Origin of the sequence: Novosphingobium sp. PC22D (genome assembly GCF_002556635.1) — a bacterium.
In the GTDB taxonomy this organism is placed as follows: Bacteria; Pseudomonadota; Alphaproteobacteria; order Sphingomonadales; family Sphingomonadaceae; genus Novosphingobium.
Map to the genome: position 1 here is coordinate 122042 of NZ_MWMO01000004.1, position 17375 is coordinate 139416.

At 68.3% G+C, this 17375-nt stretch carries 19 protein-coding genes and 1 pseudogene; 8 read left to right on the forward strand and 12 right to left on the reverse strand.

The features are described from left to right. Positions 1-10: 10 nt before the first annotated feature. The 3 genes from B2G71_RS08875 to B2G71_RS08885 all read right to left on the reverse strand — a co-directional run bounded on the left by B2G71_RS08875 (position 11) and on the right by B2G71_RS08885 (position 2951). Positions 11-817, reverse strand: a complete 807-nt coding sequence (locus B2G71_RS08875) for a tetratricopeptide repeat protein (protein ID WP_240530070.1) — start codon at positions 815-817, stop codon at positions 11-13. 137 nt (positions 818-954) lie between these two features. Further along, positions 955-2088, reverse strand: a complete 1134-nt coding sequence (locus B2G71_RS08880) for a glycosyltransferase family 4 protein (protein WP_098105405.1) — start codon at positions 2086-2088, stop codon at positions 955-957. Beyond that, entirely contained in the window at positions 2085-2951 is an 867-nt protein-coding gene (locus tag B2G71_RS08885) for an alpha/beta hydrolase (RefSeq protein ID WP_098105406.1), read from the reverse strand. Before B2G71_RS08885 ends, B2G71_RS08880 begins: the two co-directional genes overlap by 4 nt. Before the next feature lie 88 nt (positions 2952-3039). On the opposite strand from B2G71_RS08885, the gene B2G71_RS08890 reads away from it, so the two are divergent. Then, entirely contained in the window at positions 3040-4437 is a 1398-nt protein-coding gene (locus tag B2G71_RS08890; RefSeq protein ID WP_098105407.1) for a protein adenylyltransferase SelO family protein, read from the forward strand. 169 nt (positions 4438-4606) lie between these two features. Continuing rightward, positions 4607-6001, forward strand: a complete 1395-nt coding sequence (locus B2G71_RS08895; protein WP_240530084.1) for a succinylglutamate-semialdehyde dehydrogenase — start codon at positions 4607-4609, stop codon at positions 5999-6001. Between the two features lie 32 nt (positions 6002-6033). Here the strand turns inward: B2G71_RS08895 and B2G71_RS08900 are convergent, their stop codons facing one another. Next, entirely contained in the window at positions 6034-6747 is a 714-nt protein-coding gene (locus B2G71_RS08900; RefSeq protein WP_098105409.1) for a hypothetical protein, read from the reverse strand. Positions 6748-7113: 366 nt separating this feature from the next. After that, the gene (locus B2G71_RS08905; protein ID WP_098105410.1) at positions 7114-7545 is read right to left on the reverse strand and encodes a glycine zipper 2TM domain-containing protein; all 432 of its coding nucleotides are present in this window, start codon (positions 7543-7545) and stop codon (positions 7114-7116) included. A gap of 201 nt (positions 7546-7746) precedes the next feature. Between B2G71_RS08905 and rarD the strand changes: the two genes are divergently transcribed. Next, the gene (rarD, locus tag B2G71_RS08910) at positions 7747-8658 is read left to right on the forward strand and encodes an EamA family transporter RarD (RefSeq protein ID WP_240530071.1); all 912 of its coding nucleotides are present in this window, start codon (positions 7747-7749) and stop codon (positions 8656-8658) included. A 27-nt stretch (positions 8659-8685) separates the two neighbouring features. On the opposite strand, the gene B2G71_RS08915 is transcribed toward rarD, so the two are convergent. After that, positions 8686-10005 carry a dihydroorotase gene (locus B2G71_RS08915; protein ID WP_098105412.1) on the reverse strand — a complete coding sequence of 440 codons (1320 nt, stop codon included), beginning with the start codon at positions 10003-10005 and terminating at the stop codon, positions 8686-8688. A gap of 173 nt (positions 10006-10178) precedes the next feature. On the opposite strand from B2G71_RS08915, the gene B2G71_RS08920 reads away from it, so the two are divergent. After that, the gene (locus B2G71_RS08920) at positions 10179-10574 is read left to right on the forward strand and encodes a hypothetical protein (protein ID WP_098105413.1); all 396 of its coding nucleotides are present in this window, start codon (positions 10179-10181) and stop codon (positions 10572-10574) included. Between the two features lie 61 nt (positions 10575-10635). Beyond that, on the forward strand, positions 10636-10950 hold the full coding sequence (locus tag B2G71_RS08925) for a hypothetical protein (RefSeq protein WP_098105414.1): 315 nt from the start codon (positions 10636-10638) through the stop codon (positions 10948-10950). A 110-nt stretch (positions 10951-11060) separates the two neighbouring features. Here the strand turns inward: B2G71_RS08925 and B2G71_RS08930 are convergent, their stop codons facing one another. Together B2G71_RS08930 and B2G71_RS08935 are read right to left on the reverse strand one after the other, a co-directional pair. Beyond that, positions 11061-11642, reverse strand: a complete 582-nt coding sequence (locus tag B2G71_RS08930) for a nitroreductase family protein (protein ID WP_098105415.1) — start codon at positions 11640-11642, stop codon at positions 11061-11063. A gap of 30 nt (positions 11643-11672) precedes the next feature. Next, positions 11673-12371: a pirin family protein gene (locus B2G71_RS08935; protein ID WP_098105416.1), complete on the reverse strand. Its 699-nt coding sequence runs from the start codon at positions 12369-12371 to the stop codon at positions 11673-11675. A 106-nt stretch (positions 12372-12477) separates the two neighbouring features. Here B2G71_RS08935 and B2G71_RS08940 point away from each other — a divergent pair, with 106 nt between their 5' ends. Together B2G71_RS08940 and B2G71_RS08945 are read left to right on the forward strand one after the other, a co-directional pair. Beyond that, complete coding sequence (locus B2G71_RS08940) at positions 12478-13386, forward strand: LysR family transcriptional regulator (protein WP_098105417.1); 909 nt, start codon at positions 12478-12480, stop codon at positions 13384-13386. A gap of 40 nt (positions 13387-13426) precedes the next feature. Continuing rightward, positions 13427-14176, forward strand: a complete 750-nt coding sequence (locus B2G71_RS08945) for a folate-binding protein YgfZ (RefSeq protein ID WP_098105418.1) — start codon at positions 13427-13429, stop codon at positions 14174-14176. 22 nt (positions 14177-14198) lie between these two features. Here B2G71_RS08945 and B2G71_RS08950 read toward each other — a convergent pair whose 3' ends face one another. From B2G71_RS08950 to rplU, 4 genes and pseudogenes are all read right to left on the reverse strand, one after another. Beyond that, a complete protein-coding gene (locus B2G71_RS08950) occupies positions 14199-14753 on the reverse strand; it encodes a GNAT family N-acetyltransferase (RefSeq protein WP_098105419.1) in 555 nt (184 codons plus the stop codon). Positions 14754-14879: 126 nt separating this feature from the next. Further along, positions 14880-15416, reverse strand: coding sequence for a GNAT family N-acetyltransferase (locus tag B2G71_RS08955; protein ID WP_168176309.1), 537 nt, complete (start codon positions 15414-15416; stop codon positions 14880-14882). Positions 15417-15640: 224 nt separating this feature from the next. Next, positions 15641-15910 (reverse strand): 50S ribosomal protein L27, encoded by a 270-nt coding sequence (gene rpmA, locus B2G71_RS08960; protein ID WP_098105421.1) that lies wholly within the window; start codon positions 15908-15910, stop codon positions 15641-15643. Between the two features lie 31 nt (positions 15911-15941). After that, positions 15942-16304 (reverse strand): annotated as a pseudogene (gene rplU, locus B2G71_RS08965) (50S ribosomal protein L21); the annotation flags it as partial. Between the two features lie 243 nt (positions 16305-16547). On the opposite strand from rplU, the gene B2G71_RS08970 reads away from it, so the two are divergent. Next, the gene (locus B2G71_RS08970) at positions 16548-17081 is read left to right on the forward strand and encodes a hypothetical protein (protein WP_240530072.1); all 534 of its coding nucleotides are present in this window, start codon (positions 16548-16550) and stop codon (positions 17079-17081) included. The last annotated feature ends 294 nt before the right edge of the window (positions 17082-17375 follow it).

Here is a 17375-nt window from a genome sequence, read left to right on the forward strand (position 1 = left end):
CCTTCATGCATCACTGCGCCGCGATCGGGGCGCCCGCGATGCTTTCTTGCCCGACGCCGCCGCTGCCATCGCCGCCCGGCCTGTTCTCGATCACGTCCTCGATCGCATCGACGCCGAGGACGCCGGCGATCTGCCGGGTGCGGCTGCGCAGCGAATCGGGCTGGCTTTCATCGCGCGCAATCTTGGCGAAAAGCGGGCCGGCGAGATCGCGCTTGTCGAGCTGGAGATAAGCGAACCCGGTCATCTCCCCGGCGACACCGAACCAGGGGTTGCCCGGCTGCGCCAGCGGCTTGAGCCGGTCGACGATCTCCTGCGGCTTCATCGTGTCGTAGGCCGCCGCGACTTCGCGAACCGTCGCGAGATCGCGCAGCGGCTGCGGCACCGACGCGTCGCCGGAAATTTCCTTGTAGAGACCGATCGCCTCGTCCTTGCGGCCCTGCTTGAGCGCGATTCCCGCGCGCATCAGCTTGGCCGACGCGGCGCTGCCGCCCTCCGCATCCTGGCCAAGTGCCGCGAGCTTGTCGTTCGCGGCATCGAAATTGCTGGCATCGACGTCGTCGAGCGCCTGGATGAAGGTTTCCGCGTTGCCGTCGCGGACGGACTTCTGGTGGTTGCTCCACCACAGATATCCGCCGAAACCGCCGAGACCGAGCACGACGACGAGAATGACCGGAATGCCGAAGCGTTTGAAAAAGCCCTCGAACTGGTCCTGCCGCAACGCATCGTCGACTTCGCGCATGAACACGTCGTCCTGCGCCGCCTTGCGCTGGGCGGCCTTGTCGGCGGGAGCATTCTTGTCCGAGGGAGGCAGTGCCAAGGGAATACGCTTTCCGGATTGCGGGCAAATGTGCCGGGCTCTTTAGCGCAAGGGCGCGGTATTTCAACGCAGGATCGCTGCCTGTCCCGCGCTGAAGCCCCGCTGAACGGCTCCGCGAGGCGTCGCCCGAGCACGATTCAGGGCAGGTGGTCGAGACCCATGGCCGAAGCGTAGAGGCGCCGATAGCGTCCGATCATCCGCGGCTCGTCGAATTCCGCTAGCGCGCGCAAGCGGTTGGCATGGCCGATCCGATCGCGCAACGCAGGATCGCTTGCCAGCGTGACCAGCGCGTCGGCCAGCGCCGCCTCGTCGTCCGCGGGCACGACGAAGGGGCGGTTGTCGGGCGAAACCATACCGGCCACATCGCCGACATCGGGAGACGCGACCGCGATCCCCGCGGCCATCGCCTCGACCACCGAGATCGGAAACTGCTCCGAATCCGAGGAAAGCGCGAAGAGGTCGAAAAGACCGACCGCCTCGGACGGCTTGGCGACAAAGCCGGGCAAATGGACGCGATCGGCCACTTGGCAGCGCAGCGCCTCCTCGCGGATCGCGGCGCGTTCCGGGCCCTCGCCGAGGATCACGAGCTGCCAGTTCCCGGGCATCGCGGCGAAGGCGCGCACCAGCCGCGGCAGGTTCTTGACCGGGCGCAGCCCCGCGAGCGTGCCGAGCCAGACTTCATCCTTGCGCTTGACGATGCGCGGCAGCGCGTCGGCACTGGGCTTGCGGCCATAAGCGGCGATGTCGATACCGTTGGGGATGAGCTGAACCCGCCCGCGCGGCTGCTGCCAGGGCCCCAGCGCGATCGCCTCGAGCCGCTTGGAGGGCACGACCAGCCCGGCGCTGCGCGCCAGCGCGATCCGGCGAAACCAGTTGCGCGAGCGCTTGAGGCCGCCCGATTCGTCCTCGTTGAAGCCGTCTTCGTGGTGGATCAGCGGCGGCAGGGCGTCGGTCTTGCGAAACACGGTATGCGCCAGAACCGCGTCCATCGCGCCCCAGTTGTAAGTGAGCACGAGGTCGTAGCCGGCCATGGCGCGCGCGAGTTCGCGCAGCCGCGCCGGCGTCGGCTTGCCCTGAAGCGCGGGAAAATCGGCCGGGTAGGCGACCCGGATGTCAGCGGCGATCGCCGAGGCCGCACCCAGCGCACCGGGCTCGGCGCTCACCACATCGTGCGCGATCGCCTCGCCGAACGTATTCATCAGCCGCGCCGCGCGCAGCTCCTTGCCGCCCGAATCAAAGCTCGAATGGAGATGGAGAAAGCGCAGGCTCATGCGACCTCGCCCAGCAGGCGGTCGATCGCGGCGATGCTGTCGGGCTCCGTCAGCAGCGGCGCATGGCCGACGCCGGGCAGCGTCAGTCCTTCCGCCTCGGGCAGACGCGCGAGCATGTCGCGCATGGTCGCGGCCGAGAACAGGTCGGACAGCGCACCGCGCACGACCAGCACCGGACGCCCGCGCAGCGCCTCGACGCCGGGCCACAGATCGGGCAGCGCATCGGCCTCGATCTCCATGAACGGCTCGGCGATCTTCATGTCGTAGTCGAACACGATCCGTCCGTTGCCCGAAATGGTCATCAGCCGCTTGGCCATGCCAATCCAGAAGTTGAGGTCCTTGCCGGGATAGGCCGTGGCCTGGCTCTCCTCGAGCGCGCGCGCCGCGTGAACCCAGGTCGGATAGCTGCGTCCCTGCCCGATGTAGTCCTTGATCCGCTGGAAACCGGATGGTTCGAGGCGGGGGCCGACGTCATTGATCACCGCCCCGGCGATCCGCCCGGGCTCGTCCGCCGCGATCGCCAGTGTCATCAGCCCGCCGAGCGAGGTGCCGATCGCGACGAAGCGTTCGATCCCGAGCTGGGCGAGCAGTTCGCGCAAGTCCTCGACGTACTGCACCGGGTTGTAGGTGGCCGGGTCCTTGGCATATTCGCTGTCGCCGCGCCCGCGCATCTCCGGGCAGATCACCCGCCAGCCCGGGGCGATGTGCTCGGCCACCTCGGCAAAGTCCCGCGCATTGCGCGTGAGCCCCGGCAGGCAGACCACGGGCGGGCGCGCCTTCGCCGGGGCAGCGCCCGCGTAGTCGCGATAATGCAGCTCGAGGCCGTCGCGGCTCGTCCAGAACCGATCTTCGTATTCATCCATCCGGGGTGATCCGCGGCCCTTCGCTGGTGACTTGCCTCTCGGCTTGGCCCGGGTTGATAGCCGGGCACGCGCGCCCCACTATCGACGTATGCGCGATGAACCGCAAGCAAGTGCCTATAGCCCCGATCCGCGAATCGAAACGATCGCCGACTGGATCGCCGATGCGGTGGAGGCCGCGCCGTTCCCCCGGCACGAGCTGCGCTTCCGCAACGACCGCTGGGCCCGCGCGGTGGGGCTCGACCATCTCGACGACGCGCGATGGCGCGCGCATTTCGCCGGTTTCCAGCCGCTCGAAGGCAATCTGCCCCGGCCGCTTGCGCTGCGCTACCACGGACATCAGTTCCGCGCCTACAACCCCGACATCGGCGACGGCCGCGGCTTCCTGTTCGCGCAGATGCGCGACGGCAATGGGCGCCTGCTCGATCTCGGCACCAAGGGATCGGGGCAGACGCCCTACAGCCGCGACGGCGACGGGCGGCTGACGCTCAAGGGCGCGGTGCGCGAGATCCTCGCCACCGAATTCCTCGAAGCGCTCGGCGTCAACACCAGCAAGACCTTCTCGGTGATCGAGACCGGCGAGCGGCTGTGGCGCGGCGACGAGCCCTCGCCCACCCGCTCGGCGGTGCTCGTGCGGCTCTCGCACGGACACATCCGCATCGGCTCGTTCCAGCGGCTGCTTGCGCTGCAGGAGCGCGATCACATGGCCGCGCTGGTCGACTATTGCCTCGAAACCTATCCGGGCGCGGCGCCTCCCGAGGACGCGCCCGGGCGTGACGAGCCGGCGGTGGTCCTGCTGCATCAGGTGGTCGAACGGCTCGCCGATCTCGCCGCCTCCTACATGGTCGCCGGCTTCGTCCACGGCGTGCTCAACACCGACAACATGAACATCTCGGGCGAGAGCTTCGATTACGGCCCCTGGCGCTGGCTGCCCGCGTGGGACCCCCGATTCACTGCCGCCTATTTCGACCACACCGGGCTCTATGCCTTCGGCCGCCAGCCCGAGGCGATTCTGTGGAACTGCGGCCAGTTCGCGACGGCGCTGCGGCTGCTGGCCGACAGCGACCCGCTGATCGCGGCGCTCGATCGCTTCGGCGAGCTTTACGCGCAGGCGATGACGCGCCGCTTCACCTGGCGGCTCGGCGTGGAATCGCGCGGGCAGGAGGCCGACACAGCGCTGATTCTCGCCGCCGAGCGGCACATGGTCGACAACCAGCTCTCCCCCGACACGCTGTTCTTCCGCCATCGCGGCGGGCGCGGGGAGCCGGACGGACAATTCGGCGAGGCGCTGGCCGGCTATGCCGCGACAGGCGCGGCGAATCATCCGATCTGGAGCCAGGCACAGCCGCCGAGCATGGTGATCGAGGAGGTCGAGGCGATCTGGGCGGCGATCGACGAGCGCGACGACTGGGCCCCGCTTAACAGCACCGTCGAAACACTCCGCGCGTTCGGCGAGGCCCTGGGGGAACCGCCGCAATCGGATGGTTAATTAGGATCGCGTTAGCATCCGGCCAGTAAGGACGGTGCCATAGCCCGCGCGAGTTTTTCGTGCGGGTGGCAGAATCGGAATTCGGGTCTACATGGACGCGGTGACAACACAAACTCCTCCTGCCAGCGGCGGCGGACATGCGTCGGCCGGCGCGACGCCCGCTCCGGGGCTGGTCTCCTACGAACCGGCGACCGGCGCGGAAATATGGCGCGGCAAGATCGGTGATGTCGACGAGACCGTTAAACGCGCCCGGCGCGCGTGGAGCACCTGGGCCGCGCAGCCGCTGTCGACCCGCATGGAACTGGTCCGCCGCTTCGCCAACGAAGTGCGCAAGGACGCCGACAAGCTCGCCACCACGATCGCCCGCGAAACCGGCAAGCCCAAATGGGAAGCGAACGCCGAAGTCGAGAGCGTAATCGCCAAGGTCGAGATCTCGATCCGCGCCTATGCCGAGCGGACGGCGCAGCGGCGGCTCGATTCGGCGATCCAGGGCAGCCTTGCGGTGCGCCACAAGCCGCACGGCGTGATGGCGGTGATCAGCCCCTACAACATGCCCGCGCACCTGCCGAACGCGCATATCGTGCCCGCGCTGATCGCCGGCAACGCGGTGATCTTCAAGCCGAGCGAGCGCACGCCCGCCACCGGCGAACTGCTCGCGCGCTGCTTCAACCGGGCCGGGATCTCCTCGGCGGTGATGCAGCTTCTGATCGGCGGGCCCGCCACGGGCCAGGCGCTCGTCGCACACGAGGGCGTCGACGGCATCCTGTTCACCGGCTCGGCCAACACCGGCATCTCGATCAACCGCAAGCTGGCGACGCGCCCCGACAAGCTCTGCGCTCTGGAAATGGGCGGCAACAACCCGCTGGTGGTCTGGGATACGCCCAAGATCACCGACGCCGCCGCGCTGATCGTCCAGTCGGCCTTCGCCTCGGCGGGGCAGCGCTGCACCGCCGCGCGGCGGCTGATCGTCAAGGACACGATGTACGACGCGATCGTCGGCGAGACCAAGGCGCTGGCCGACCGCGTCATCTTCGGTGCGCCGTTCGACGAGCCCGCGCCCTTCATGGGCCCGATCATCGACAATCAGGCGGCCGACGGGCTCACCGAAAGCTTCCTCTACCTGATGAGCCACGGCGGCAAGGCGGTGAAGCACCTCGTCCGGCCCGACGACAACCTGCCGTTCATCTCACCCGCGATCATCGACACCACCGCGATGGCGGACCGGCCCGACGTCGAGCTGTTCGGCCCGATCCTTCAGGTTATCCGGGTGAGCGATCTCGACGAGGCGATCGCGGTCGCCAACGATACGCGCTTCGGCCTCGTCGCCTCGCTGATCGGCGGCTCGCCGCAGGAATACAATCGCTTCTGGGCCAACGTACGCGCGGGAATCGTGAACTGGAATCGCCCGACCATCGGCCCCTCGCACGCCGCGCCGATGGGCGGCGTCGGACTTTCGGGCAATCACCGGCCGAGCGGCTACTACGCCGCCGACTACTGCGCCTACCCGGTCGCCTCAGGCGAAGTCGAGCAGCCGCGCGCCGCGATCGGCGTGGGCCTGAAGTAGAAGGGGCCGAACCGCCTCGCGGTGGCCGTCCCTCAGGCGCCGCTGGCGATCAGATCGACTTCGGTGAGCCCGTTCTTGAGCTTGCGCGCGTAGAGCAGGTAGGCCGCGCCGCCCTTCTCGCCGCCGAGCACGTGGTCCGAGCCGTCCATGCGGTATTCGGTGCCATAACCGCCCGCGGACGCACGGGTGTAGTAGAAGTCGATCACGTCGCCCGGCGTGACCGGAGTGACGAAGTTGACGACGCGCAGCTTGCAGCCGTCGCTGTCGGTGCCGGCCGCTTCCTGCACCGCGCCGCGCGGATAGACCGGAAAGGCGGTGGGCAGCTTCGCCGCCCAGGCGGTGGAATACTGAACCTTTTCGGCGCAATCGGTCTTGGCCGCCTTCGAGTTCTGCGCGACTTGCGCGGCGGTGGCGGCGCTTTCGACCAGCGAGGACGTGCCGCCCGAGGCGGGCTGCGGCGCCGACTTGAGCGATCCGCCCGCCATCTTCGTCGCCTCGGCGATCGCGGCCTTCACCGCCTCGGGCGAGCGCTGTTCGGGGGGCAGTTCGACTTGCCCGCCATCGGCGGATACGGCCCCGCCCTCCTGACCGGCGAGATCGGGATCGACCATGATCTGGTCGCCGAGCGCCCCCGCGAGCGCGGGGTCCTGCTCCGCCGCGTCCTTCTCCTCGGTCGAGGAGTTGCACCCCGCGAGCAGGAGCACGCCGGCAAGGCTCGCAAGCGCGAAACGGGCAGGTGACTTCATCGGATCATCCCCTATAGACACGGCAGCGCCAGTCACCCGGTGCTGCCAGAATCCTTCTTAACATGGCGTTAGCCTTCAAGAGCATAGGCTAACACATCGTTGAAGGAACCGGTCAATCCAAGGTGACGTTCGGGCCGTGCCAAAACGGGAAATCCGCGGTATTTCCGGTTAACGCGGTGAACCCGGCACTTCGGCGAGCCCATCGCCCAACGAACGAGGGCGCCCCCAGGCAGGTGCCGGGGACGCCCTCCCGACCGAACCCACGTCTGGCGCGAGGCCGGCCGTCTCCCCCGCGTGTCGCCGTACACGCGCGGAATTCGGGGAAATTTCGAGTCCGGGATTAGCGCCGGGGTCCGGCGCCCTCGCCTAGCGGCAGCGCGATCCGCCGCGGTCGACCTCGCGGCCGAGCAGTGCGCCGCCCGCCGCGCCGAGCACGGTGCCGAGCGTCCGGTCGCGGCCGCCGTCGATCGAGCGGCCGAGCAGGGCACCTACCGCGCCACCGATGATCAGACCGGTCGTGCCGTTGCGCTTCTGGCAGTAATAGCGCCCGTCGCGCCCGCGCCACACGCGAGTCGAGCGGTGGACCGGCTCGCCATAGCTGCGGCTGCGATAACCGCTGCGGTAATCGCGCCGATAGTCACGGCGATAGTCGCGATACTGGTTGTAGGCCGCCTCGGTTCCGGGCGCGACCGAGACCTGTCCGGCGTGGGCATGGGGGGCCATCGCCGTGGCCGGCATGGCGGTCGCGAGCGTCGCGGTCGCGGCCGCAAGGACCGATGCCTTCAAGATCATCTGCATTGCCTGTCTCCTTTGCAGCGGGCGCGGTGCCAGTTCCCGCTCTTGCATGTTCATGTTTAGAACGTTGAAGCTGAACGGCGCGCAACTCGTCCGTCAGATTCGGGGCCGTTCGACGAACCGAGCCGCTGTGTGCGACGAGCCGTGCATTGTCTTGCGCCCGGCGCGAGGCTAGGCCTTGCCGGGCAACAGCAAAGACCCCCGATGACATCGCCTTCCCATACCCGCGCGGGCGGAATGCCCTATGCGCTCGCCGCCTATTCGTTGTGGGGAATGATCCCGCTCTACTTCCTTCAGGTCCGGCATATCCCGGCGCTGGAGATGGTGGGCTGGCGCGTCCTGTTCACGATCCCGGTCTGCCTGGCGCTCGTCATGGTGCGCAAGCAGGCCGGCGCCGTTCGTGCCGCCGTCGCCGATCGCCGCACATTCGCCTACCTCACGCTGAGCGCCGGGCTGATCGGCACCAACTGGCTGGTCTATCTGGTCGCGATCCAGATGAACCAGGTGCTCGCCGCGAGCCTGGGCTACTACATCAATCCGCTGATCAACGTGGTTCTGGGGACGACTGTGCTCAAGGAACGGCTCTCGCGGTTGCAATGGCTGGCCGTTGCCACCGCAACGGTCGGCGTCGCGATCCTCGCCTGGGGCGCGCGCGACATGCTGTGGATCAGCCTTTCGCTGGCGCTCTCGTTCTCAGTCTACGGGCTGGTGCGCAGGCAGGCCCCGGTCGAATCTCTTCCCGGCCTGACCATCGAATCGGCGATCCTCATGGTGCCCGCGTGCGGCATCGTCATCTGGGCGGCGCTGGGCCCGGCGGGCTCGAGCCTCGGGCAGTCGATCTTCACCGATGCGATGCTGGCGATCTCGGGCCTCATCACCGGCGTTCCGCTGCTGCTGTTCGCGGTGGCGGCGCGGCGGATGCCCTATTCGACGCTCGCCTTCGTCCAGTTCATCGCGCCCTCGCTGGTCTTCGTGCTCGGGCTGACGATATTCGAGGAGCCGCTGAGGCCGCTCCAGTTGGCCTGCTTCGGCTTCATCTGGACGGCGCTGGCGATCTTCTGCCTCGACCTGCTCCTGAGGCGTCGGGGCCAGGGGGCCGCCGCCGCCGCCCGATAGCGGCGGGCCGGCCGGCGAGCCTAGAACCTAGAGCGCCGAGGCGAAGCGCAGTGGTTCGCCGTGCGCCTGATTGGCGAGCTGGCTTTCCCACATCGCGACGTTGCCGCGCACGATCGTGCCGATCACCCGGCCTTCGAGTTCCATTCCGGTGAACGGCGACCAGCCGCAGCGGCTCTCGACCCAGTCCTCGGTCACGGTGAAGCGCCCCTTGCGGTCGACCACGGTGAAATCGGCGTCGTAGCCCGCCGCGATCCGGCCCTTGCCGACCAGCCCGAACACGCGCTGCACGCCCGAGGAAGTCATGTCGATCAGCCGCGCGAGCGTCATGCGGCCCTTGGCGACGTGATCGAGCATCAGCGGCAGCAACGTCTGCACGCCGGGCATGCCGCTCGGGCTTTCGGGATAGGGCTTGGCCTTTTCCTCGCGGGTGTGCGGCGCGTGGTCAGAGCCCAGAACGTCGGGGACGCCCTGATTGAGCCAGTACCACAGCCCGTCGCGGTGCGCGGCCGAGCGGATCGGCGGGTTCATCTGCGCGAAGGTGCCGATCGCGGGATAGGCCTCTTCCGCCGCGAGCGTGAGGTGCTGGGGCGTCACCTCGCAGGTGGCGATGTCCCGGTGCCGCGCGATCAGCTCGAGCTCGGCGGGCGTGGTGATGTGCAGGATGTGGATCGGCCGCTTCGCTTCGCGGGCGAGGCGCAGGATTCGCTTCGTCGCCAGCATCGCGCTCTCGTCGTCGCGCCAGACCGGGTGGCTGGAGGGATCGCCCGCGACGCGCTCGCCCTTGCGCGCATTCATCCGCGCCTCGTCCTCGGCATGGATGGCGACGCGGCGCGATCCGCTCGCGAGCACGCGAGCGAGCTGCGCGTCCTCGGCGACGAGGAGGCTGCCGGTCGAGGCGCCCATGAAGATCTTGACCCCGGCGGTGCCCGGAATGCGCTCCAGCTCGGCCAGCTCCTCGGCGTTCTCGGCCGTGGCCCCGACGTAGAAGGCGTGGTCGCAATACATCCGGTGCAGCCCGCGCGCGAGCTTGTCGGCAATGCGCATCGTCGAATCGGTGTTGGGCGTGGTGTTCGGCATCTCGAACACCGCGGTGATCCCGCCCATGACCGCGGCGCGGCTGCCCGATTCGAGGTCTTCCTTGTGTTCGAGGCCGGGTTCGCGAAAGTGCACCTGACTGTCGATCACGCCGGGCAGGACGTCGAGGCCGGTGCAGTCGATCCGCCGCGCTGCGTCGGGATAGCTGCCGATGCCCGCGATCTTGCCGTCGCGCACCGCGACGTCGGCGAGCGCGGGGCCCGAGGGTGTGTGGACCGTCCCGCCGCTCAGAACGAGTTCGGGGTTCGTCATGCGTGCCACCTTTCTGTTTCGGGCGAATCGATGAGGGCGTCTGCATCGCATCCCCTTGGCCGCGAGGCCAGCCTCGGGCGATGGCCCCGGCGGCCCGGCGCGGTCAATTCGGCGCAAGACCATTGAGCAATCGGCCGCATGAACCTAGATTGGGATCGAAAGGAAATACTGCCATGCGCGTCGTCATCTATGACGAGGAAAGCCTCGAACCGATCACCGTCGTCAACCTGCCCGGCATGACCGAGTTCGCGCTCGAGGAACGCCAGCATTGGCAGGTCGCCGTCACCCGCAAGGTTCCGCGCCGCGACATCGACGACGATGGCAATGCATACATCGATCAGGTGAAGATGGTCGATCTCACGTTCGAGAAGATCAGCCGCGTCACCCTGACGTACGGCGAGCAGTTCACCTGGCTGTGCCTCACCCGCGCGACCGAACTGGCGATGCTGCTCGAGCCCGACTGGCTGCCCGGCCAGCGCCCGGCGATCGACACGCTGCGCGAACGCAACGAACAGCTCGCGACGCTCATGGCCGACACGCTGACGTCGCGGCCCGCCGACCGGACCTGACCGCGCCTCTTTAGCGACACATTCGCGAGCAAGACTGGCGGCTCTCTTCGGTGAGACCGCCATGCCCGACCTGCCGCCCGCCATTGCCGTGCCCGAAGCCGTCGCGCGCGACTTTGCGATCGACGGCGAAGCGAGGCCGCCCGCGCCCTTCTCAGTGACGAGATCGCGCTGCACTGCGCCGCAAGCCGGCGAGATCGTCGTATGCGCCCCCGATGAGGAGCGCTTCCGACTGCGCGAACTGCCCGCTCTGGCGGAGTCGACGCCCGGCTCGGTCGAGATCGGCGACGACCTCTCGGTCGCCGGGCGAGTCGAAAGCGTGATGATCGGCGGCGTGCCCAGCAACCGCGTGATGATCGACCTCAAGCTGAAGTTCTGAGGCCCTTGCCCGGCTTGCTCCGCTACAGGGAAGGCCCGGTCCGCCCGTGAGGATGGCGAACCGGGCCGCGGGGGGCTCGGGGAGTCGCGTTCAGCCCCTCGCTGAGGCGGTCACGAGAAGTTGCCGGCCTTGGAGATCTCGCCCACGGGCTTGCGATCGCTAACCACTTCACGCGCGCGCAGCGCCTCGGGCAGGCGGTCGGCAGGCGCGATCTTGCCGATGGCGAAGGCGGCCTCGAGCCGGTGGTCGGCGGGAACGCCCAGGCCCTGCTCGGCCTCGCCGAACTTGATCCCGCTCATGCCGTGCGTGTGATAGCCCATCGCCTGCGCCTGCAACGCCATCATCGCCCAGGCGGCGCCCGCATCGAAGCTGTGGCTGTGGTTGTCCGAGTTACCCTTCTCGCTGCGCATGAACCGGTCCGAGACGATGAACACCAACGCCGAGGCATCCTTCGCCCACGACTGGTTGAATTCAACCAGTTGGGCAAGAAAGTGGTCCCAGTTCTCATCGCCGCGGTGCGCGTAGAGAAAGGTCCAGGGCTGGACGTTGTAGGCGCTCGGCGCCAGGCCCCCGGCCTCGAAGATCACGTCGAGATCTTCCTGCGGCATCTCGCTGCCGTCGAAGGAGCGCGGGCTCCAGCGCTCGACGATCAGCTTCTCCACCCTGGGGTGTGCGGTGCGTCCGTTGGTCATGCGAAAGTTCCTTTCTATCGGTAGGGAGTGTCAGGCCGCGTCGACGAGGACCAGTTCGGCGTCCTCGAGCGCGGTGACGGTGATCGAATCGAGCCCGGTGATCGCCAGCCCGTCGCGGGCATCGGCTTCCACCTCGCCCACGCGAATCCGGCCGGTGGCGGGCACGAGATAGGCATGGCGTCCGGCCTCGGTTGCGTATGTCACGCTTTCGCCGGCGCGCACGGTGGCGCCAAGCACCCGCGCGTCGGCACGGATCGCAAGCGCGTCGTCGTCTCCGGCGATACCCGAGGCGAGCGTGACGAACTGGCCGTCGCGTCCGTCGCGAGGGAAGGGGCGCGTGCCCCAGCCCGGCTCGCCGCCGCGGCTATCGGGAATGATCCAGATCTGGAACAGCGTCGTTTCCTCGTCCTCGAGGTTGAATTCGCTGTGCTGGATGCCGGTTCCCGCGCTCATCACCTGGACGTCGCCCGCCTCGGTGCGGCCTTCGTTGCCGAGGCTGTCGCGGTGGGTGATCGCGCCCTTACGGACGTAGGTGACGATCTCCATGTCGCGATGCGGATGCGTCGGAAAGCCCGACCTGGGGGCGATGGTATCGTCGTTCCACACCCTGAGACGGCCCCAGTTGGTGCGCGCCGGGTCGTGATAGCCGGCAAAGGAGAAGTGATGATGCGCATCGAGCCAGCCGTGGTCGGCCGCGCCGAGCGTGTCGAAGGGACGAAGTTCAATCATGTGCCTGGCTCCTTTGGCCTGGAGTGCTTGTGTTGGAGCCCAGATAGCGCTTGGCACTGGTTCAAATAACTGGGATAAACTTCGTCAGAATGTTCGAAAAATCCGAATGCCCGACCTAACCTCACCGAGTCTCGACCATATTCGCGTTTTCCTCGCGGTGGTGGAAGAAGGCAGCTTTAACCGCGCCGCGCGCAAACTCGGGCGGGCGTTGTCGGTGGTCAGCTATGCGATCGCCCAGCTCGAAGCGCAGCTCGACGTCCGCCTGTTCGCGCGCGAGGGCTCGCGCCGGCCGGAGCTGACCGAGACCGGCAAGGCGCTGCTGTCCGAAGCGCTCGCCATCTCCGACGACGTCGACGGACTGCTCGCCAAGGTCCGCAGCCTGCGCCAGGGGCTAGAGGCCGAGCTTTCGCTGGTGGTCGACGTGATGATGCCGGGCGACGCCCTCGCGCATCTGCTGCGCGACTTCCAGGTCATGTATCCCTCGGTCGCGCTTCGGCTTCATGTCGAGGCGCTCGGCGCGGTGGCGGCGCTCGTGCTCGAAGGCCGAGCGACGCTCGGGATTGCCGGGCCCGAGATCATCGAACGCGCCGAACTCGAGCGCGAGACGATCGGTTCGGTCAGGCTCGTCCCGGTCGCCGCGCCCGGCCATCCGCTCGCCCGGATGGGCCGGATTCGCGCGGGCGAGGCGCGCAAGCATCTCCAGCTCGTGCTGACCGACCGCTCGCCGCTCACCGCCGGGCGCGATTTCTCGGTCCTTTCGCCGCGTACCTGGCGACTCGCCGATCTCGGCTCCAAGCACATGCTGCTGCGCGAGGGGCTAGGCTGGGGTTCGATGCCGGTCCACGTCGTACGCGACGATCTGGCGAGCGGCGCGCTGGTCGAGCTGCCGCTGCCCGAGCGGCCGGCGGGCGACTACACGCTCAACGCCCTGTGGCGCCGCGACGCCCCGCCCGGCCCCGCCGCGGTCTGGGTGCTCGACGCCGCGCGCGAAAAGCTGGCGCATTGTCCGCAGTAGCGATGTTGCCAAGCCGGAGCCCAGCCACCACCTTGCATTCATGACCGCAACCCGCTTGTTCGACCGTGCCGTGATCCGCCTCTCGCCCCGCGAGGGCAGCGATGAGGATGTCACCGCCTTTCTCCAGGGGCTGGTGACCGCTGATGTCACCGGAACCCTGCCGGTGTGGACCGGACTGCTCAGTCCGCAGGGCAAGGCGCTGTTCGACTTCATCGTCTGGCCTGCCGAGAACGGCCTGCTGCTCGATTGCGAGGCCGAGGCCGCCGAGGATCTGATCAAGCGGCTGTCGCTCTATCGCCTGCGCCGCGCGATCGACATCGCGCGCGACGACAGCCTCGCGGTCCACTGGCGGCAGCATGTCGGCGACGGCGCCGCCAGCGACCCGCGCTTTGCCGGACTGGGCGAGCGCTGGATCGAGAAGGCCTCGCCCGACGATGAATCCGCCGACGCGGCCTGGCGCGCGCACCGCCTCGCGCTCGGCGTGCCCGAAGGCCGCGCCGAACTGGGCCAGGACGCGACGCTGTGGCTGGAATGCAATGCCGTCGATCTCAACGGCGTGAGCTTCTCCAAGGGCTGCTATGTCGGGCAGGAAAACACCGCGCGGATGAACTGGCGGCAGAAAGTCAATCGCCGGCTGATGGTGGTGCCGCTCGACCGATCGGACGAGAAGCGCCGCCGCACCGCCTATCCCGACCTCGGTTTCGCGGTCGATCACTTGCGCGTCGAGGCCATCGACGCCGCGCTCGCGCCAGAATGGATGAGCTTCGCGAGCCCACAGCCCAAGGACTGAGGCTGGCCCGCTTCAGCGAGCGTCAGGCGATCGCGGCGTGCGGCGCCGACATCCCTTCGCCGGGGATGTGATCGAGATCGGCGACGAAGATCCGCGCCGGCGCCTCGCTCTCCCGGCCCGCGGCGAAGCGGCAGCGGATATCGCCGGTAGGCGCGAAACCGACGCTTTGCAGGACGCGCGCCGAGGCTCCGTTGTCGGCGAAGTGCGACGCATAGATCCGGTGATGGCCGAGTGCGCGCGCCTGGGCGAGCACGGCACGCACAGCTTCGGCCGCATAGCCGCGACCGCGATGGGCTTGTGCGATCCAGTATCCCAGTTCGACCTCGTTGCCGTGCCGCCCGAGACCGATGCCGCCGACCAGCCGGCTCCCGTGCGCGCCGCGCAGGTAGATGAAAAAGTGGGGCAGGAACGGATCGCGCGGCTGTTCGAGATAGCGCCGCGCCGCCTCGGCATCGCTGGGCAGCGCGACCACCGCGAGGTTGCGCGCAACTTCGTCATCGCGCAGCACGTCCAGCAATTCGTCCACATCCTCGGGCCAGCTCGGCCTCAGGAAGAGCCTCTCCGTCCGGATGAACATGCTGTCTCTCTCCGTTTCCCTTCCGCGGCAACCATTATGCGCATATCTTGCGCGAATTGCACGTATCTTGCGCCAATCCGGGCCGGTTCCGCGGCATGTTGGAGATAACGGAGCGTTCTCGTCGACTTATGCCGCCATTCGGCTCGCGCCATCGTCTCCATCCGGGCAATCATACGGATCTCCCAGGTCACGGACGAACAACGGACTCGACAATTCGCGAGCCTTTTCCGGACAATAACGCAAGCCGACTTTGCCCGTGGGGACGAATCCGGCCCGTGCCAGCGCGCGAGTCGCGGCACGATTCCCGGGCAAGGCGACCGCCCGCAGCTTGCGGTGGCCAAGCATGCGCGCGAGCGGAAGCAGAGCCTGGACCGCCTCGGACCCGTAGCCGCGGCCGCGTCGGCCCTGCGCGATCCAGACGCGCAGCTCGGTCTCGTCCTCGATCCGCGCCAGCGCGGCCATGCCGACGATGCCCTCTCCGGGCACGGTGATCAGAAACCGGGGAGAGCGGCGATCCTCGGGTTCGCCGCCGCCGAGCATCGCGCCGGACCATGGCTCGCCGCCAGAGGCCGCGGCGAAGCTCGTGCCGCCGATCGCGAGCAAGTCTGCCCGATCCTCCGGCCAGCAGGGCCTGAAGAACAGCCGATCGCTGCGAATGAACATGGTCTTCCTCCGTCGTTCACCCCGCGCCGCGCGCATAGCGAGGCGGGATTACACTGTCGTTACGGTGCACCGCGATCGAAACGAGGCACGATCCGGGCGCCGGCTCAGGGGAGGGAGACAAGAAAAAAGGGAGCGGGGGCGGCCCCTCTCCCTTGCTGCTGGCCGGACTTCGCGTGAAGCCGGCAGGGCCATCCCGTGAGGATGGCCCGTCATCGACCATCCGATTACTCGGCGGCTTCCGCCACGGCGTCGACCGATACGTATTTGCGGCCGAGCTTGCCGTCGTGGAAGCGCACGCGGCCATCGCCGAGCGCGAACAGCGTGTGGTCCTTGCCCATGCCGACGTTGACGCCCGGGTAGACCTTGGTGCCGCGCTGGCGCACGATGATGTTGCCGCCGACGACCTGCTCGCCGCCGAACTTCTTCACGCCGAGGCGACGGCCTGCCGAATCGCGACCATTGCGCGACGAACCGCCTGCTTTCTTATGTGCCATCTCGTACTACTCCGGGATCTTATTCGGCGTCGGCCGCGGGTGCGGCGTCAGCTTCGGTCTTCGCGGCGGCCTTCTTCTTCGGAGCGGCCTTCTTCTCGTCGCCCACCGAAAGGATGCGCAGCAGGGTCATCTGCTGGCGGTGACCGGCCTTGCGGCGATAGTTGTGGCGACGGCGCTTCTTGAACACCGTGACCTTCTCGCTCTTGGCCTGGGCGATGATTTCCGCCGAGACGGTGACCTTCGCGGCATCGGCGACTTCGCCCTCCGAGCCGGCAAGCAGGACGTCGCCCAGGGTGATCTTGTCGCCGGCGTCGCCCGCCAGCTTCTCGACCGCGATCTTGTCTCCGGCGGCAACCCGATACTGCTTGCCGCCCGTGCGCACTACTGCGAACATGGTGCCCTTACCTAATTCCAAATGCCCGCTAATCGAGCCGAAACAACCTTGCCCCGGCCGCGAACGGCTCCATCAGGAACACTCGCGGGCGACGCGCCGGACGCCCCGCGAACTCTCGCAGGGGCCGGAAAGAGAGGTGCCGTTAATCGAAGCCCTGCACGCTGTCAACCGAGATCGGCCGGAAAGCGGCCCCGAAACAGGTTCCCGCTCGCCTTCGCGCGGCGGCGTGATATGGATGCGCGCATGGCTCGCCTTGTTCTTCGCCCGATCGCCGCTCTGGTACCGGCACTGGCTCTGTCCGCCTGTGCCTCGAATGGGAACTATCCCTCGCTGGCGCTGCGCGACGCCGAGCGAATCAGCGGCACCGCGCGGCCCGCCGCGCCGACGGCGACGCCCGCGCCCGAACTTCCCCCCGCCTCCGCCGATCTGCTGACCCGGATCAATGACCTGCTCGCGACCGCACGCAAGGCCCACGCCGTCTTCGAGAACAAGCGCGGCTCGACAAATCGCGCGGTCGGCGCCGCGCGCGGCGCATCGAGCGCGAGCGATAGCTGGGTTTCCGCGCAAGTCGCGCTCGCCGACCTGCAGGCTGCGCGCAGTCCGGTGGTGACGGTGCTCGCCGAACTCGACGGGCTCTATGTCGATGCGCGCGACGCCGCGCCGGCGACGGTCTCGCCCAGCGCGCAGGCGATCGTCGATGCGCGCGACAGCGTCGATGCGCTCGTCGCCGAGGAGAACAGCACGATCGAGGCGCTCGGCCGGCAACTACGCAGCTAGCGCGGGTGGCGACCGGGGCGCGTCAGCGGCATTCGACGCCGCGCGCCCCGGAGGAAGCTCCCTTCCCCCCGCGGCGGGGAGGAAGGACCCTCCAAGCGGCCCGTGCCCCCCGACACGGACCAAGGGGAATTTCGCTGCTCGGCCGGCACTCCCTCCGAAGCCAGCCAGCCGCCCCCGCACCGTGCGGCGGGGACACCGCGAAATTCCGCTCGCTCGGAACTCCCGCGCCGCGAGAAGGGCCGGATCGGACCACGGCGTCCGGACACGGCGCTGCCGCGACGCTCCGGCCCGCCC

What these genes read in the sequence shown, in the direction of transcription:
- B2G71_RS08950 (WP_098105419.1), bottom strand. Translation starts at nt 14,753, where the DNA reads ATGTTCATCCGGACGGAGAGGCTCTTCCTGAGGCCGAGCTGGCCCGAG.
- B2G71_RS08955 (WP_168176309.1), bottom strand. Translation starts at nt 15,416, where the DNA reads ATGTTCATTCGCAGCGATCGGCTGTTCTTCAGGCCCTGCTGGCCGGAG.
- B2G71_RS08885 (WP_098105406.1), bottom strand. Translation starts at nt 2,951, where the DNA reads ATGGATGAATACGAAGATCGGTTCTGGACGAGCCGCGACGGCCTCGAG.
- B2G71_RS08915 (WP_098105412.1), bottom strand. Translation starts at nt 10,005, where the DNA reads ATGACGAACCCCGAACTCGTTCTGAGCGGCGGGACGGTCCACACACCC.
- B2G71_RS08905 (WP_098105410.1), bottom strand. Translation starts at nt 7,545, where the DNA reads ATGCAGATGATCTTGAAGGCATCGGTCCTTGCGGCCGCGACCGCGACG.
- B2G71_RS08890 (WP_098105407.1), top strand. Translation starts at nt 3,040, where the DNA reads ATGCGCGATGAACCGCAAGCAAGTGCCTATAGCCCCGATCCGCGAATC.
- B2G71_RS08920 (WP_098105413.1), top strand. Translation starts at nt 10,179, where the DNA reads ATGCGCGTCGTCATCTATGACGAGGAAAGCCTCGAACCGATCACCGTC.
- B2G71_RS08945 (WP_098105418.1), top strand. Translation starts at nt 13,427, where the DNA reads ATGACCGCAACCCGCTTGTTCGACCGTGCCGTGATCCGCCTCTCGCCC.
- B2G71_RS08970 (WP_240530072.1), top strand. Translation starts at nt 16,548, where the DNA reads ATGGCTCGCCTTGTTCTTCGCCCGATCGCCGCTCTGGTACCGGCACTG.
- B2G71_RS08940 (WP_098105417.1), top strand. Translation starts at nt 12,478, where the DNA reads ATGCCCGACCTAACCTCACCGAGTCTCGACCATATTCGCGTTTTCCTC.
- B2G71_RS08900 (WP_098105409.1), bottom strand. Translation starts at nt 6,747, where the DNA reads ATGAAGTCACCTGCCCGTTTCGCGCTTGCGAGCCTTGCCGGCGTGCTC.
- B2G71_RS08930 (WP_098105415.1), bottom strand. Translation starts at nt 11,642, where the DNA reads ATGACCAACGGACGCACCGCACACCCCAGGGTGGAGAAGCTGATCGTC.
- B2G71_RS08880 (WP_098105405.1), bottom strand. Translation starts at nt 2,088, where the DNA reads ATGAGCCTGCGCTTTCTCCATCTCCATTCGAGCTTTGATTCGGGCGGC.
- B2G71_RS08935 (WP_098105416.1), bottom strand. Translation starts at nt 12,371, where the DNA reads ATGATTGAACTTCGTCCCTTCGACACGCTCGGCGCGGCCGACCACGGC.
- rarD (WP_240530071.1), top strand. Translation starts at nt 7,747, where the DNA reads ATGACATCGCCTTCCCATACCCGCGCGGGCGGAATGCCCTATGCGCTC.
- rpmA (WP_098105421.1), bottom strand. Translation starts at nt 15,910, where the DNA reads ATGGCACATAAGAAAGCAGGCGGTTCGTCGCGCAATGGTCGCGATTCG.
- B2G71_RS08925 (WP_098105414.1), top strand. Translation starts at nt 10,636, where the DNA reads ATGCCCGACCTGCCGCCCGCCATTGCCGTGCCCGAAGCCGTCGCGCGC.